The sequence below is a fragment of the Streptococcus sp. DTU_2020_1000888_1_SI_GRL_NUU_041A genome, assembly GCF_032387735.1.
GTDB classification, from domain to species: Bacteria; Bacillota; Bacilli; order Lactobacillales; family Streptococcaceae; genus Streptococcus; species Streptococcus sanguinis.
Window position 1 is genome coordinate 748,071 of the sequence record NZ_CP135591.1, and the last position, 14,225, is coordinate 762,295.

A 14,225-nucleotide genomic window follows, 5' to 3' on the forward strand; every position below is an offset into this window, starting at 1 on the left:
TAGATTTGGTGTACTTCTTTTGTTAGGATAAGGGTGTAGGGGAAAATACACCTTAAGGAGGTCACACATGACACATACTTATCAAAAGACAGCCCATCGCTCTAGTCTGGAAATCTTGCAAGAAGAAGCAGGGGCAAAAAATTGGTGGCTGAGCCTGCCGCTGGCTTTTCTTGCGATTGCTGCGGGAAGCCTCATCAGCGGAGCTTTGTCCCAATGGCTCTTGCTGCCGAGCATGACGGACGCCAATCGCTTACTGATAGGCATCGTTTCTTTATCCGTCTTTTTAGGTAGCAGTTTACTCATCATTCTCTTCGTCGCTAAATTTTGGGAGCGGCGCAGCCTTGCCAGTTTTGGACTTTGGAAGGAAAAATTAGGGTTCAATCTGCTGCTTGGTACAGCACTGGGTTTCTTCTTAGTCCTTCTGGCTGTGGGCTTCAATCTGCTCGGCGGACAGCTCCACATTCAAGTCGAAAAGCAGTTCAATCTAGGAATTTGGCTCTTTTTCCTGGTCAATTTCTTCTTTCAGGCGCTGGCTGAAGAGATGATTTACCGCGGCTTTGTCATGAACAAACTCCGCACCAAGCTGGACTTGCTACCGGCTGTCCTGCTCAACTCCCTGCTCTTTGCGGTTATCCACATTTTTAAAGGTGGAACGCCCGTCCTTTATATCCTCAATGTCTTTCTGACCGGGATTTTCCTTTCCCTCCTTTTTGCACTGACGGACAATCTCTGGCTGGTCATAGCGCTGCATGCGGCTAATAACATGATTTATCTAGGTGTCTTTGGAGTGATTGGGACGGGCAACAATCTCCAGCACGGTAGTTTCTTACAGACGACTTTGACCAGTCAAGCCAACAGTTTCTTAGCAGGAACGCCAAGCGAACCTCTATCAGGCGGGCTGATAGCAGTCATCGTTATGGCGCTGGCTGCTCTTCTCACCGCCTATCTAGCCAAGAAAAAGCAAGTGTTTAGCTAAGCCCTCCTTGTCTTTTATCCTCAAAAACAGTATAATGGAGAAAAGAATTTGAAAGTTCTCTAAATAGTTTTAGGAGGATTGCTGGCAGAAAATCTTGTCCGTTTGAGTAGCGCCTTGCTTACATTTGTAGGAGCCATGACTTATCTAGAGCTAGTTGCTTTGTTTGTCCTTAGCTAGAAATCAATTTTAAGAGGTATCAAAATTGGGAATTAGTGAAACCATGAAAGCCCTAGCTGATCCAGTTCGGCGGGAAATATTAGAAATATTAAAAAAAGGTCCTAAGTCGGCTGGTGAAATCGCTCAAGTCTTCGATTTGACGGGAGCGACGGTATCCTACCATTTGTCCCAGTTGAAAAAAGCGGGGCTCATCTATGAAGAACGGCAGAAAAATTACATTTACTACCATTTAGATGCCACGGTTTTTGAGGAAATTTTGGTCTGGATTGCCGCGCTAGGAGGGAAAAATAATGAAAACGAAACTGAGAAATAACCTTAGGGAATTGCTGCTGACTTTCTTGGTTATTTGGCTGCCACTTGCTTATGCCTTATGGATTTATCCTAGTTTGCCAGAGAATATTAGGATCAATTTCGTGTCGCTGATTAGCCCGACATTTGAGTATGCACCCAAATTTCTCTTTATCTGGGGTCTGCCAATCTTTATGACTTTGATACAGCTGATTGTTTATGGGGCAACGGCTTACCGAGAAATCACCAAGCCCGCTTTTGCCCGCTTCGTCCTTTGGATTGTTCCTTTGACCCATATTGCTGTCTATCTTTCGATTCTGTTCTATGCTCTTGATTCCCACTTCAACATTAATAAAATTGCAGCGATTTTTTCGGGGGTAATGTTTCTAATTTCTGGAAATTATATGCCTAAGAAAATGGTGGTGGAAGAAAAACCAGCGCCGCGTTGGCTAGCCTACCTCTTTATCCTGGTCGGATTGACAGCCGTACTAGTGGGACTCTTTCTTTTGTAAATTAAGTGAAAACAAAGTGCACAGATTGTGCGCTTTTGTTTAGTCTCATTCTGACTCTTTGTCAACTGTAGTGGGTTGATGAGAAGTTATAATCTGGAGAGGACTAAATCAGTCCTCTCCTTTTTGATGTTCAAAGCGATGATTTCTTTATGAGTTCCAGTATCTAGAACATCCAAGATTATGATGTTAGGGTCTTTTATTCCCAGTAAGTTTGTGGTAAAATTGAACTGTTCCATAAGAGTCTTTCTAATGATGGTTTTGTCGCTTTTCATTATAGGTCTTATGGGACTTTTTTTCTACAACAAATAGGCTCCATCATTCCTACAGTGGTTTTACCCACTACAGAAATTATAGCGCCGTTTTTTATTGCAGTAGAGCTTGATGATTTTTAGATTGAAGTTATTTAGAAAAAATTCGAAATAGATTTGACAGAAAGAAAGGAAAGATGTATAATCTATTTAGAAAAAAACCAAAACAGTTTAGGAGAAAAAACGATGATTTCCATTCATATCTTGATTGCTATGCTGCTGATTTTAGGGACAGTCCTTGTTCCTTTGGTTTATTTTAAAAAGACCAAGCACATTTCTCTATTAGTCTTTCTTTTAGGGGGAGTCGGTTTTTATTTATCGAGTCAAGTTCTGGAAAATATTTTGCATCGTATCGTTTTACAGCCTCAGGCTGATGGAACTATCGCTTTGCAGACGGAAAAACCTTGGCTATATGTTCTTTATGGTATTGCTGCGGCAGCTATCTTTGAAGAAACAGCCCGCTGGGTCATCTTTTACTGGCTGCAAAAGAAGCGCCCACTGACCTTTAGGGATGGTGTGGCCTATGGCTTGGGTCATGGTGCTATTGAGGCTTTGTTCGTTGGTATTGTCAGTCTCTTAAACTTTTGGGTTATAGCTCAAGTAGTAACTCAGGGGAATGCTCAGACGCTGGCTCAAATTCCTCAAGCAATTATTGACAATGTCCGTTCCATGAACGCTGGCAGCATCTATCTTTTGGCTTTTGAACGGATCTTGGCTATTCTCATTCAAATCCTTCTGACCTTCTGGGTTTGGAAAGCGGTCAAGGAGAAGGCTCCAGTGTATTTTTTAGCCGCTCTGGGACTTCACGCCCTGATTGACTTAGCGCCTGCTCTGGCTCAGGTAGGCTTTCTTCCGCCACTGGCTGTTGAGGCTCTGCTCTTAGTAGAAGTAGTGGCACTAGTCTTTCTGACCAAGAAAATTTTGAAAGTTTACCTGAAAGAAAGGTTCAATCATGGTCATCAGTCAAACGCTTAAAGCCCTAGCTGACCCAGTTCGGAGGGGAATCCTGGAAATGCTCAAGCATGGTCCGAAGTCAGCAGGAGAAATTGCTCAAGCTTTTGAGCTGACGCCTGCGACGGTATCCTACCACCTCTCTCAGCTAAAGAAAGCCGGTCTGCTCATAGAAGAAAAGCAGAAGAACTTTATATATTACAGCTTAGATGTCACTGTTTTTGAAGAAATTCTTGTCTGGTTTCAATCTCTTGGGGGAGGAAACGAAAATGAAAAAAAATAGTTTTCAAGAATTAGGCTGGGCGCTTGGACTCATGCTCCTGCCAGTTTTCTATGCAATCTGGAACTATCAAGAATTACCAGATAGCCTAGCGATTCACTTTCACTTATCTGGGGAAGGGGACAGCTTTTTACCTAAGTTTCTGTTAATCTCTGCTTTTCCAATTGTCATGATGCTGCTAGAAGTTATGATTTATTGGTCTACTGTTGCTAAAGATATCTTAAATCCCACTTTTAAACACCTTATTCGCTGGGTCTTTCCCTTTAGCTTTGTCTTACTCTATATGGCGACTATCTATGGGGGCTTAGACGAGGACTTTGATATCCGCAAAATAGCAACTGTGATCGTTGGTGTGGTTTTTATAATAATGGGAAATTATCTGCCGAAAAAAGTCCAGGCGGATAGAAAACCCATGAATAGAAAGTGGGCACATCTTTTAGTTTTGCTAGGCTTTCTTATTTTTATAATGGCTGTTTTCTGCCTGTAAGCGGATTTATGGTATAATGGTATCAAGTATCAAATCAAAGGATTATCATGATTACCAAGGAGCATTATCAATTTATCCGGCAGCACCCTGCCTTTGTCAATCTGCCAGTGGAGCTTTTCGATAAATTAGCAGTGGAGATTCAGTATCGCAAGATTCCAAAAGGGCAAATTATCTTTTTTGCAGGAGACCGGCGTGAGCGTCTTTTCCTCTTGTCTCAAGGCTATGTGCGGATTGAGCAGTATGATTCAACAGATACATTTTCTTATATGGATTATGTCAAGAAAAACAGTGTTTTCCCCTATGGAGGTATGTTTTTTGATGAGTGCTATCATTACACAGCCAGCGCTGTCACCAATGTCGAATATTTCTCCATTCCTATTGATTTGTTTGAAGACTATTCAAAGAAGAGTGTGGATCAACTGTTGTTCATTACCAAGCGGCTATCGCAAATCTTGGAATTTCAGGAATTGAGATTGCGCAATGTCGTGGCCGCCAGTGCCAGTGAGCGTGTTATCCAGTCTCTATCACTGCTCTGTATGGATTTGTGCAAGGAGGGAGACAGCCTGCCATTTCCTATCAGTATGAAAGAGTTGGCAAAGCTAGGAGCCACGACCCGGGAAACGGTCAATCAAGTTCTGAAAAAGCTCTTGGATGAAGGTCGGATTGAATACGAACATAAAAAATTAACTTTTAAAGAGAAAGAGTATTTTATGAAATACCTTGCTAGAAGCTAATCGGTTCTGATTAGCTTCTTTTTTGTTAAATAAATTCAAAATATTCTGATATTAACCATGTACTGATTTTATTTTAAAAAATAAATATTCACAAAAATAATATAATGCATAAAATATTCAAAGAAAACGCTTTAAAGAAGAATATTATAAAAATAGAAATAGAAAAAAGCAAAGGATTTGACATTTGCAATGTAGGCTTTTTCTTGAAAGCGGTAGCATTAAATGCTAGAATAGTACATGTAAACGGGCTTAGGAAAACCTAAACCGCAAAGAAAAAGGAGGATAGTAGATGTCTACACATCCAATTCATGTTTTCTCAGAAATTGGAAAACTGAAAAAAGTTATGTTGCACCGTCCTGGCAAGGAGTTGGAAAACTTGCAGCCGGACTATTTGGAACGTCTTCTTTTTGACGATATTCCTTTCTTGGAAGATGCACAAAAAGAACATGACAACTTTGCTCAAGCGCTTCGCAATGAAGGAGTTGAGGTGCTCTATCTTGAGCAGCTGGCTGCTGAGTCACTGACTTCTCCAGAAATCCGCGAGCAATTCATCGAAGAATATCTGGAAGAGGCCAATATTCGTGGCCGTGAAACCAAGAAGGCTATTCGCGAACTGCTCCATGGTATCAAAGACAACCAAGAGTTGGTTGAAAAAACAATGGCAGGGGTTCAAAAAGTTGAATTACCAGAAATTCCTGAAGAAGCAAAAGGCTTGACTGACTTGGTAGAATCTGATTATCCATTCGCTATTGATCCGATGCCAAACCTTTACTTCACACGTGACCCGTTTGCTACGATTGGTAATGCAGTATCGCTTAACCACATGTATGCGGATACTCGTAATCGTGAAACTCTCTACGGTAAATACATCTTCAAATACCACCCAGTATATGGTGGAAAAGTAGATTTGGTATACAATCGTGAAGAAGATACACGTATCGAAGGTGGGGACGAACTGGTTCTTTCAAAAGATGTGCTGGCGGTTGGTATTTCACAACGTACAGACGCAGCTTCTATCGAAAAACTCTTGGTCAATATCTTCAAGAAAAATGTTGGCTTCAAGAAAGTTTTGGCCTTTGAATTTGCCAACAACCGTAAGTTCATGCACTTAGACACTGTCTTCACTATGGTTGACTACGACAAATTTACGATTCACCCAGAAATCGAAGGCGATCTTCGCGTTTACTCTGTAACTTATGTTGATGACAAACTTAAGATTGTTGAAGAAAAAGGTGAGTTGGCAGAAATCTTGGCAGAAAACCTTGGTGTAGAAAAAGTTCACCTGATTCGCTGTGGCGGTGGCAATATCGTAGCTGCTGCGCGTGAGCAGTGGAATGACGGTTCTAACACCTTGACCATCGCACCTGGTGTGGTAGTGGTTTATGACCGCAATACAGTTACTAACAAGATTTTGGAAGAATACGGCTTGCGTTTGATTAAGATCCGCGGAAGTGAATTGGTTCGCGGTCGTGGTGGACCACGCTGTATGTCTATGCCATTTGAACGTGAAGAAATTTAGGAATCCAGTATTTTACTGATACTCAAAGAATAGAAAGAGGAAATAATAGAATGACACATTCAGTATTCCAAGGACGTAGCTTCTTAGCAGAAAAAGATTTTAGCCGTGCTGAGTTAGAATACCTTATCGGTCTTTCAGCTCACTTGAAAGATTTGAAAAAACGCAATATTCAACACCACTATCTTGCTGGCAAGAATATCGCTCTCTTGTTTGAAAAAACATCTACTCGTACTCGTGCAGCGTTTACAACAGCAGCTATTGACCTAGGGGCACATCCAGAATACCTTGGTGCTAACGATATCCAGCTTGGTAAGAAAGAATCTACAGAAGATACTGCGAAAGTTTTGGGCCGTATGTTTGACGGGATTGAATTCCGCGGCTTCAGCCAACGTATGGTAGAAGAATTGTCAGAATTCTCAGGTGTTCCAGTATGGAATGGTCTGACTGACGAATGGCACCCAACTCAAATGTTGGCTGACTACTTGACTGTTCAAGAAAACTTTGGCCGTCTGGAAGGCTTGACATTGGTATACTGTGGTGATGGACGTAACAACGTTGCCAACAGCTTGCTGGTAACAGGAGCTATACTTGGCGTCAACGTTCACATCTTCTCACCAAAAGAACTCTTCCCAGAAAAAGAAATCGTTGAATTGGCAGAAGGTTTTGCTAAAGAAAGCGGTGCACATATCCTTATCACAGAAGATGCTGACGAAGCAGTTAAAGGTGCAGACGTACTTTACACAGACGTTTGGGTATCTATGGGTGAAGAAGATAAGTTTGCAGAACGCGTTGCCCTCCTCAAACCTTACCAAGTAAACATGGATTTGGTGAAGAAGGCTGATAACGAAAACTTGATTTTCTTGCACTGCTTGCCAGCATTCCACGATACAAATACTGTTTACGGTAAAGATGTCGCTGAAAAATTCGGTGTAGAGGAAATGGAAGTAACAGACGAAGTCTTCCGCAGCAAATATGCTCGTCATTTTGACCAAGCAGAAAACCGTATGCATACAATCAAAGCGGTTATGGCTGCAACTCTTGGAAACCTCTACATTCCAAAAGTATAATCTTACATAAGAAACCGTCTACCAACAGCTATGAGGGCTGCGACTAATAGCTTTAGTCCGGCCCTCTTTTATATGATAAGGAAAGCTCATTTTCTTATTGAAAATTAAAAAATCTACTAAAATAAATTGGAAGCGCATTCATTAGAGCGCATTTAAGGAGAATTTAATGTCAAATCGTAAAATCGTTGTAGCCTTGGGAGGAAATGCCATCCTTTCATCTGACCCATCAGCGAAAGCACAGCAGGAAGCCTTGGTGGAAACTGCTAAACACTTGGTGAAATTGATTAAAAACGGGGATGATCTTATCATTACCCATGGAAATGGTCCACAGGTAGGGAACTTGCTGCTGCAACAGTTGGCAGCAGACTCTGAAAAGAATCCTGCCTTCCCACTAGACTCTCTTGTGGCTATGACAGAAGGCAGTATCGGCTTCTGGCTGCAGAATGCTTTGCAAAATGCTCTCTTGGATGAAGGTATTGAAAAGAATGTCGCTTCTGTTGTGACGCAAGTAGTAGTTGATAAGAACGATCCAGCCTTTGTCAACCTCAGCAAGCCAATCGGTCCTTTCTACTCAGAGGAAGAAGCAAAAGCGGAAGCTGAAAAGAGCGGAGCGACTTTCAAAGAGGATGCTGGCCGCGGTTGGCGTAAGGTCGTTGCTTCACCAAAACCAGTGGATATCAAGGAAATTGAAACGATCCGTACGCTTTTGAGTCAAGGTCAAGTAGTAGTAGCTGCGGGTGGCGGTGGAATTCCTGTCGTCAAAGAAGACAATGGCCATCTTACCGGTGTTGAAGCTGTTATTGACAAGGACTTTGCTTCTCAACGCTTAGCGGAGTTAGTTGATGCAGACCTCTTCATCGTCTTGACGGGTGTGGACTATGTCTTTGTTAACTACAACAAACCAGACCAAGCTAAGCTGGAACATGTGAATGTTGCTCAGTTGGAAGAATACATCAAGCAAGAACAATTTGCACCAGGCAGCATGCTTCCAAAAGTAGAAGCAGCTATCGCCTTTGTCAATGGCCGTCCAGAAGGCAAAGCAGTTATCACATCTCTGGAAAATCTTGGCGCTCTGATTGAGTCTGAGAGCGGCACGATTATTGAAAAAGGCTAGGCATAGAACTGATTGAAAGTCGATAGCAGCTGAAATCTGTCGCTGCTGCAAGTCTTTTCCTGAAAATCTTTGATTATTTTCAAAAACACTGGCTTTTTCAATGTTAATATGGTAAAATAAAAACAAAGTAAGCGTTTTCTTGTTTACTCATACAAGGAAATGCAGGTTCATAACCTCGTTAAAAAATTTTTAGGAGGGAATACAAATGAGTAAAAAAACAAAAAAAGGGTTTAAGATGCCTTCATCTTACACCGTATTGTTGATAATCATTGCCATTATGGCAGTGCTGACTTGGATTATCCCGGCTGGGGCTTTTATAGATGGTGTGTATCAAAAACAAGCGCAAAATCCACAAGGGATTTGGGATGTCCTGATGGCACCGATTCGTGCTATGCTGGGTACGCATCCAGAAGAAGGATCCTTGATTAAGGAAACTACTGCTGCGATAGATGTTGCCTTCTTCATCCTCATGGTCGGTGGTTTCCTTGGTGTTGTCAATGAAACTGGCGCTTTGGATGTGGGAATTGCCTCTATCGTTAAGAAGTACAAGGGGCGCGAAAAGATGCTGATTGTCGTCTTGATGCCTCTCTTTGCCCTCGGTGGTACTACCTATGGTATGGGTGAGGAAACCATGGCCTTCTATCCGCTTTTGGTGCCGGTGATGATGGCGGTTGGTTTTGACAGTCTGACCGGGGTGGCTATTATCCTGCTGGGTTCGCAAATCGGATGTTTGGCTTCCACACTAAATCCATTTGCAACAGGTATCGCTTCAGCGACTGCTGGTGTTAGTACCGGTGAAGGGATTGCTCTCCGTCTCATCTTCTTGTTTGTCATGACAGCTCTCAGTACTTGGTTTGTTTATCGCTATGCAGATAAAATTCAAAAGGATCCGACCAAGTCACTGGTTTACAGCACTCGCGAAGAAGATTTGAAACACTTCAACGTTGAAACTTCTTCATCTGTTGAGTCAACACTGAGCAAAAAGCAAAGAATTGTCTTAGTATTGTTCATTTTGACATTTGTCCTTATGGTATTAAGTTTCATTCCTTGGACAGGTCTCGGTATTACTATCTTTAAGGACATCAATGCCTGGCTGACTGGTCTTCCAGTTCTTGGTAAGATTGTTGGTTCATCCACTTCTGCACTGGGTACTTGGTACTTCCCAGAAGGAGCTATGCTCTTTGCCTTCATGGGAATCTTGATTGGCGCTGTTTACGGTCTCAAGGAAGACAAGATTATCTCAGCCTTTATGAACGGTGCAGCTGACCTGCTTAGCGTAGCCCTAATCGTAGCAATCGCTCGTGGTATCCAAGTTATCATGAATGACGGTATGATTACAGATACTATCCTCAACTGGGGTAAACAAGGACTCAGCGGTCTGTCATCACAAGTATTTATCGTCTTGACCTACATTTTCTACCTGCCAATGTCCTTCCTTATCCCATCATCATCTGGTCTGGCCAGTGCAACTATGGGAATCATGGCTCCTTTGGGAGAATTTGTAAATGTCAAGGCAAGCTTGATTATCACAGCTTATCAGTCTGCTTCAGGTGTGCTGAACCTGGTTGCACCAACTTCTGGTATCGTTATGGGGGCTTTGGCACTTGGACGTATCAATATTGGTACTTGGTGGAAATTTATCGGTAAGCTGATTGTAGCTATCATTGCGATCAGTATTGGTCTCTTACTCCTAGGAACTTTCTTACCGTTCCTATAAGCTAGAAGCTGAGGTGATTCCATGAAAAATTTTATAACGGAAAAAGTTAAAGAAGATTTTCTTGAATCTTTGAAAGCAATCGTTTCTTATCCTTCAGTACTGAAGGAAGGTCAAAATGGAACACCTTTTGGACAAGCTATCCAAGATGTCCTAGAAAAAACTTTAGAAATCTGTCGGGAGCTAGGTTTTACAACCTATCTCGACCCTAAAGGTTATTACGGATATGCAGAAATCGGTCATGGAGCTCAGCTCCTGGCCGTTCTCTGTCATTTGGATGTTGTTCCATCAGGTGATGAGTCGGACTGGCAGACGCCGCCTTTTGAAGCCACTGTCAAAGATGGCTGGATTTTTGGTCGTGGGGTGCAGGACGACAAGGGACCTTCCATGGCCGCTCTTTATGCTGTAAAAGCATTGCTGGACAGTGGAGTGGAATTTAAAAAGCGGGTTCGCTTTATCTTTGGTACAGATGAGGAGACACTTTGGCGTTGTATGGGTAGATACAACCAGCTAGAAGAGCAGGCTACACTTGGCTTTGCACCAGACTCTTCTTTCCCTTTGACTTATGCTGAGAAGGGGCTTCTGCAGCTTAAGCTAGAAGGACCAGGCTCTGATACTTTAGAGCTCGAAGCTGGTCAAGCTTTTAATGTCGTTCCTGCCAAGGCTTCCTATTCAGGCAGCCTACTAGAGTCAGTCGTCACAGGGCTGGAAGATTTAGGCTATGAATATGAGCGAACGGCAGAAGAAGTAACGGTTATCGGCTTGCCTAAGCACGCCAAGGATGCTGCCCAAGGAGTCAATGCCATTATTCGCCTAGCTAAGGTCTTGCAGTCCCTGGATTCGCATCCGGCTCTTGCCTTTCTTGATCAGGCGGTTGGTGAAGATGCGACAGGCAGCCATCTCTTTGGTCCTGTGTCTGATGAACCGACGGGCTTTCTTTCCTTTAATGTTGCTGGTCTGACTTTAAGCTCTGACCGCTCTGAGATTCGGATTGACATGCGGATTCCGGTCTTGGCAGACAAGGATAAGTTGGTTGAAAAGCTGGCAGAAATAGCCAGTCAATACGGGCTGACCTATCAGGAGTTTGATTACTTGGCTCCGCTATACATACCTTTGGACAGCGAGTTGGTCAGCACTCTGATGGCAATTTATCAGGAGAAAACAGGAGACAACAGTCCAGCTATGTCTTCTGGCGGAGCGACCTTTGCTCGTACGATGCCTAACTGTGTTGCCTTCGGCGCTCTCTTTCCGGGAGCTGATCAGACAGAGCATCAGGTCAATGAACGATTGCTCTTAGCTGATCTATATCGGGCAATGGATATTTACGCAGGGGCTATTTATCGTTTGGCTACGACACCTTAAATGCTGACTTTTTGAAACTATCTTCGGTAATGCATTGCTCTAGTCAAATATGGCTTGCTGATTCACTAATGGGTTTCATTGAGGCAAAAATCGTAAATAGAAAAAGCTGAGGCAATGTTGTCTCAGCTTTTTATTTACTAAAGAAAAATGGTGGGGTGAATTCTTTGAGCTTCTCAAAGCAGTCAAGGGCACCTTGATCATCCTCACAGATAATCAGACAGACGTCATCTCCGCAGACAGTAGCAACAATCTGCGGCAGCTCTAGAGCGTCTAAGATTGCACCGAAAGACTGGGCCAGACCAGGCAGGGTTTTCATGACGACTTGATTTTGAACTGGCCGCAGCATGACCAAAGCATCCTCCATATAGAAACGAAGGCGTTTTTCCCAACGGGATGGTGCAATGCTGTTGATGATATAGTAGGAAGTATCGTTTTCACTGACCTTGACCAGATTGAGTGCTTTCATATCTCGTGAAAGAGTGGACTGGGTTACAATGACGCCGTTTGCTTCCAAATGCTCCTGAAGTTCTTGCTGGGTATGGATTTTCTTTTCCATGATTAAGGAGCGAATAAGACGGTGTCTGCTTTCAATTTTATTCATATATTTTCACCTATAGTTATTTGATAAACATAGCATCACCAAAGCTGAAGAAGCGATAGCGCTCAGCAATAGCGTGCTCATAAGCTTTAAGTGTTAAGGAACGTCCGGCAAAGGCAGAGACTAACATGACCAGAGTTGACTTGGGCAGGTGGAAGTTGGTTGAAAAAGCATCAACGACCTTCCAATCGTATCCCGGCTTGATAAAAATATTGGTCCAGCCAGAGTCAGCCTGAATCTGACCCTGAAATTTACTGCCAATTGTCTCCAAGGTGCGGATAGATGTTGTGCCGACTGCAATGACACGTCCGCCATTTGCCTTGACCTGACGGAGTGTCTGGGCAGCTTCCTCGGACAGACTGTAAAATTCGGAGTGCATCTCGTGATCATCTAAGCTGTCTACAGAAACCGGTCGGAAAGTTCCCAGTCCGACATGAAGGGTGAGATAGACCAGCTTGACTCCCTTGGCAGCAATCTGCTCCAATAGCTCTTCTGTGAAATGAAGTCCAGCAGTTGGCGCAGCAGCAGAGCCGTTTTCTTTAGCATAGACAGTCTGGTAGCGTTCGCGGTCTGCTAGTTTCTCGTGAATATAAGGCGGAAGCGGCATTTCTCCCAAACTTTCCAAGACTTCTAGGAAAATCCCTTCATAGCCAAAGCGTACGATTCGACCACCATGGTCAAGCTTCTCTACCACAGTAGCCGTTAAGCGGCCATCGCCAAAGGAAATCTGAGCACCTACTCTGAGGCGCTTGGCTGGCTTGGCTAGCACTTCCCAGTCATCTCCTTGGGTATTTTTCAGCAGCAGCAGCTCGACATGGCCTCCTGTCTCAGGTTTGATACCATAAAGGCGGGCAGGAAGGACACGTGTATTATTCATCACTAGGGCATCGCCGGGCTGGAGCTGATCAATAATCTGGTCAAAGTGCTGGTCGGAGAAGACTCCTGTTTCTTTATCGACCACTAGCAAGCGGGAAGCATCCCTTTTCTCCAAAGGTGTCTGAGCAATCAGCTCTTCGGGCAAGTCAAAATCAAAATCAGCGGTATTCATCGTATCTCCTTATATTGTTTTCATCAGCCAGAGTAGATAAGCAGCAAGTAGGAAGGGGCTAGCTGTAAGTAAGCCGCCCAAAATCAAACTTACAATCTGCCAGCCTGGTTGTTTTTTCATGAGGAAACTCAAGCTGCAGAGTAAGACTCCGACTAAAAATAAAATCAATAAAACAATCAGTAAAAACATGTCTCTATTATAACACGATTTGCTGCAAAAGGAAGCGAGCATGACTAAAAAGTATGTCTATTTTGCAGACTTTTTCTTGACAAAAATTGGTCTATACCATATAATAAAATTAAGAACAGAAGTGGAGGTAGAAAATGAAAATTATTCAAGTGGAAAACCAAGTAGAAGGTGGTAAAGTGGCTCTTGAGCTGCTCAAAGAAAAGTTGGCTCAGGGGGCAAAAACTTTAGGCTTAGCTACAGGCAGCAGCCCAGAAGGATTTTACAAGCAGATCGTTGAGAGTGACCTTGATTTTTCAGAGATGACCAGTGTCAATCTGGATGAATATGTCGGTTTGCAGGAGGACAATCCTCAATCTTATCGCTATTTCATGAACCAGCACCTCTTTAACCAAAAGCCTTTTAAAGAAAGCTTCCTGCCCAATGGCACAGCGAAAGATTTAGAAGCAGAAGTGGCGCGCTACAATCAGCTTCTAGCAGAGCATCCGGCTGATTTGCAGATTTTGGGAATCGGTACGAATGGTCATATCGGCTTTAATGAGCCGGGGACTAGTTTTGAAAGCCAGACTCACTTAGTGGATCTGACACCGTCCACCATTCAGTCCAATGCTCGATTCTTTGACAAGATGGAGGATGTTCCGACCCAGGCCATTTCCATGGGGGTTGGCAATATCCTAAATGCTAAGTCCATCATCCTCTTTGCTTACGGTTCAGCTAAGGCCAAGGCCATAGCAGGGACTGTTGGGGGTGAGGTGACGGAGGAGCTGCCAGGCAGTGCTCTCCAGAAGCATCCAGATGTTGTGATTATCGCTGATAAGGAAGCGCTTAGCCTGTTAAAACACTAAGATTTTGACGTTGTTGCTATAAAGCGGGCTTTGCCAGATAAAAGTCTCTTAATTTCCTA

16 protein-coding genes are annotated in these 14,225 nt (G+C 43.3%); 13 read left to right on the forward strand and 3 right to left on the reverse strand.

Going from position 1 to position 14,225, the window contains the following annotated elements; genetic code table 11:
• Positions 1-67 precede the first annotated feature (67 nt).
• The 12 genes from RSK81_RS03810 to RSK81_RS03865 all read left to right on the forward strand — a co-directional run bounded on the left by RSK81_RS03810 (position 68) and on the right by RSK81_RS03865 (position 11,489).
• Positions 68-976, forward strand: coding sequence for a CPBP family intramembrane glutamic endopeptidase (locus tag RSK81_RS03810; RefSeq protein ID WP_002897963.1), 909 nt, complete (start codon positions 68-70; stop codon positions 974-976).
• 202 nt (positions 977-1,178) lie between these two features.
• Positions 1,179-1,466 (forward strand): autorepressor SdpR family transcription factor, encoded by a 288-nt coding sequence (locus RSK81_RS03815; RefSeq protein WP_002897962.1) that lies wholly within the window; start codon positions 1,179-1,181, stop codon positions 1,464-1,466.
• Positions 1,444-1,953: a hypothetical protein gene (locus RSK81_RS03820; RefSeq protein WP_002915640.1), complete on the forward strand. Its 510-nt coding sequence runs from the start codon at positions 1,444-1,446 to the stop codon at positions 1,951-1,953. Before RSK81_RS03815 ends, RSK81_RS03820 begins: the two co-directional genes overlap by 23 nt.
• Positions 1,954-2,447: 494 nt before the next feature.
• Positions 2,448-3,236 carry a YhfC family intramembrane metalloprotease gene (locus RSK81_RS03825; protein ID WP_125340720.1) on the forward strand — a complete coding sequence of 263 codons (789 nt, stop codon included), beginning with the start codon at positions 2,448-2,450 and terminating at the stop codon, positions 3,234-3,236.
• Positions 3,214-3,495: an autorepressor SdpR family transcription factor gene (locus RSK81_RS03830; RefSeq protein ID WP_315687491.1), complete on the forward strand. Its 282-nt coding sequence runs from the start codon at positions 3,214-3,216 to the stop codon at positions 3,493-3,495. The genes RSK81_RS03825 and RSK81_RS03830 overlap by 23 nt, the downstream gene beginning before the upstream one ends.
• Positions 3,482-3,979, forward strand: coding sequence for a DUF1648 domain-containing protein (locus RSK81_RS03835; protein ID WP_315687493.1), 498 nt, complete (start codon positions 3,482-3,484; stop codon positions 3,977-3,979). Before RSK81_RS03830 ends, RSK81_RS03835 begins: the two co-directional genes overlap by 14 nt.
• A 47-nt stretch (positions 3,980-4,026) precedes the next feature.
• Positions 4,027-4,713 carry a Crp/Fnr family transcriptional regulator gene (locus tag RSK81_RS03840; RefSeq protein WP_049544039.1) on the forward strand — a complete coding sequence of 229 codons (687 nt, stop codon included), beginning with the start codon at positions 4,027-4,029 and terminating at the stop codon, positions 4,711-4,713.
• Between the two features lie 289 nt (positions 4,714-5,002).
• Positions 5,003-6,232: an arginine deiminase gene (arcA, locus tag RSK81_RS03845; protein WP_002919399.1), complete on the forward strand. Its 1,230-nt coding sequence runs from the start codon at positions 5,003-5,005 to the stop codon at positions 6,230-6,232.
• A gap of 50 nt (positions 6,233-6,282) precedes the next feature.
• Positions 6,283-7,299, forward strand: a complete 1,017-nt coding sequence (gene argF / locus RSK81_RS03850; protein ID WP_315687494.1) for an ornithine carbamoyltransferase — start codon at positions 6,283-6,285, stop codon at positions 7,297-7,299.
• A 166-nt stretch (positions 7,300-7,465) separates the two neighbouring features.
• On the forward strand, positions 7,466-8,413 hold the full coding sequence (arcC, locus tag RSK81_RS03855) for a carbamate kinase (protein WP_125340724.1): 948 nt from the start codon (positions 7,466-7,468) through the stop codon (positions 8,411-8,413).
• A 205-nt stretch (positions 8,414-8,618) separates the two neighbouring features.
• Complete coding sequence (locus tag RSK81_RS03860; RefSeq protein WP_125340726.1) at positions 8,619-10,130, forward strand: YfcC family protein; 1,512 nt, start codon at positions 8,619-8,621, stop codon at positions 10,128-10,130.
• 21 nt (positions 10,131-10,151) lie between these two features.
• The gene (locus RSK81_RS03865) at positions 10,152-11,489 is read left to right on the forward strand and encodes a dipeptidase (RefSeq protein ID WP_315687495.1); all 1,338 of its coding nucleotides are present in this window, start codon (positions 10,152-10,154) and stop codon (positions 11,487-11,489) included.
• 130 nt (positions 11,490-11,619) lie between these two features.
• Here the strand turns inward: RSK81_RS03865 and RSK81_RS03870 are convergent, their stop codons facing one another.
• The 3 genes from RSK81_RS03870 to RSK81_RS03880 are packed head-to-tail and all read right to left on the reverse strand — an operon-like array spanning position 11,620 to position 13,324.
• Positions 11,620-12,090 carry an arginine repressor gene (locus RSK81_RS03870; protein ID WP_002896068.1) on the reverse strand — a complete coding sequence of 157 codons (471 nt, stop codon included), beginning with the start codon at positions 12,088-12,090 and terminating at the stop codon, positions 11,620-11,622.
• 16 nt (positions 12,091-12,106) lie between these two features.
• Positions 12,107-13,135 carry a tRNA preQ1(34) S-adenosylmethionine ribosyltransferase-isomerase QueA gene (queA, locus tag RSK81_RS03875; protein ID WP_315687497.1) on the reverse strand — a complete coding sequence of 343 codons (1,029 nt, stop codon included), beginning with the start codon at positions 13,133-13,135 and terminating at the stop codon, positions 12,107-12,109.
• A gap of 9 nt (positions 13,136-13,144) precedes the next feature.
• Positions 13,145-13,324, reverse strand: a complete 180-nt coding sequence (locus RSK81_RS03880) for a hypothetical protein (protein WP_002897949.1) — start codon at positions 13,322-13,324, stop codon at positions 13,145-13,147.
• A 134-nt stretch (positions 13,325-13,458) separates the two neighbouring features.
• Here RSK81_RS03880 and RSK81_RS03885 point away from each other — a divergent pair, with 134 nt between their 5' ends.
• Positions 13,459-14,166, forward strand: a complete 708-nt coding sequence (locus RSK81_RS03885; protein ID WP_002913765.1) for a glucosamine-6-phosphate deaminase — start codon at positions 13,459-13,461, stop codon at positions 14,164-14,166.
• Positions 14,167-14,225: the final 59 nt, after the last annotated feature.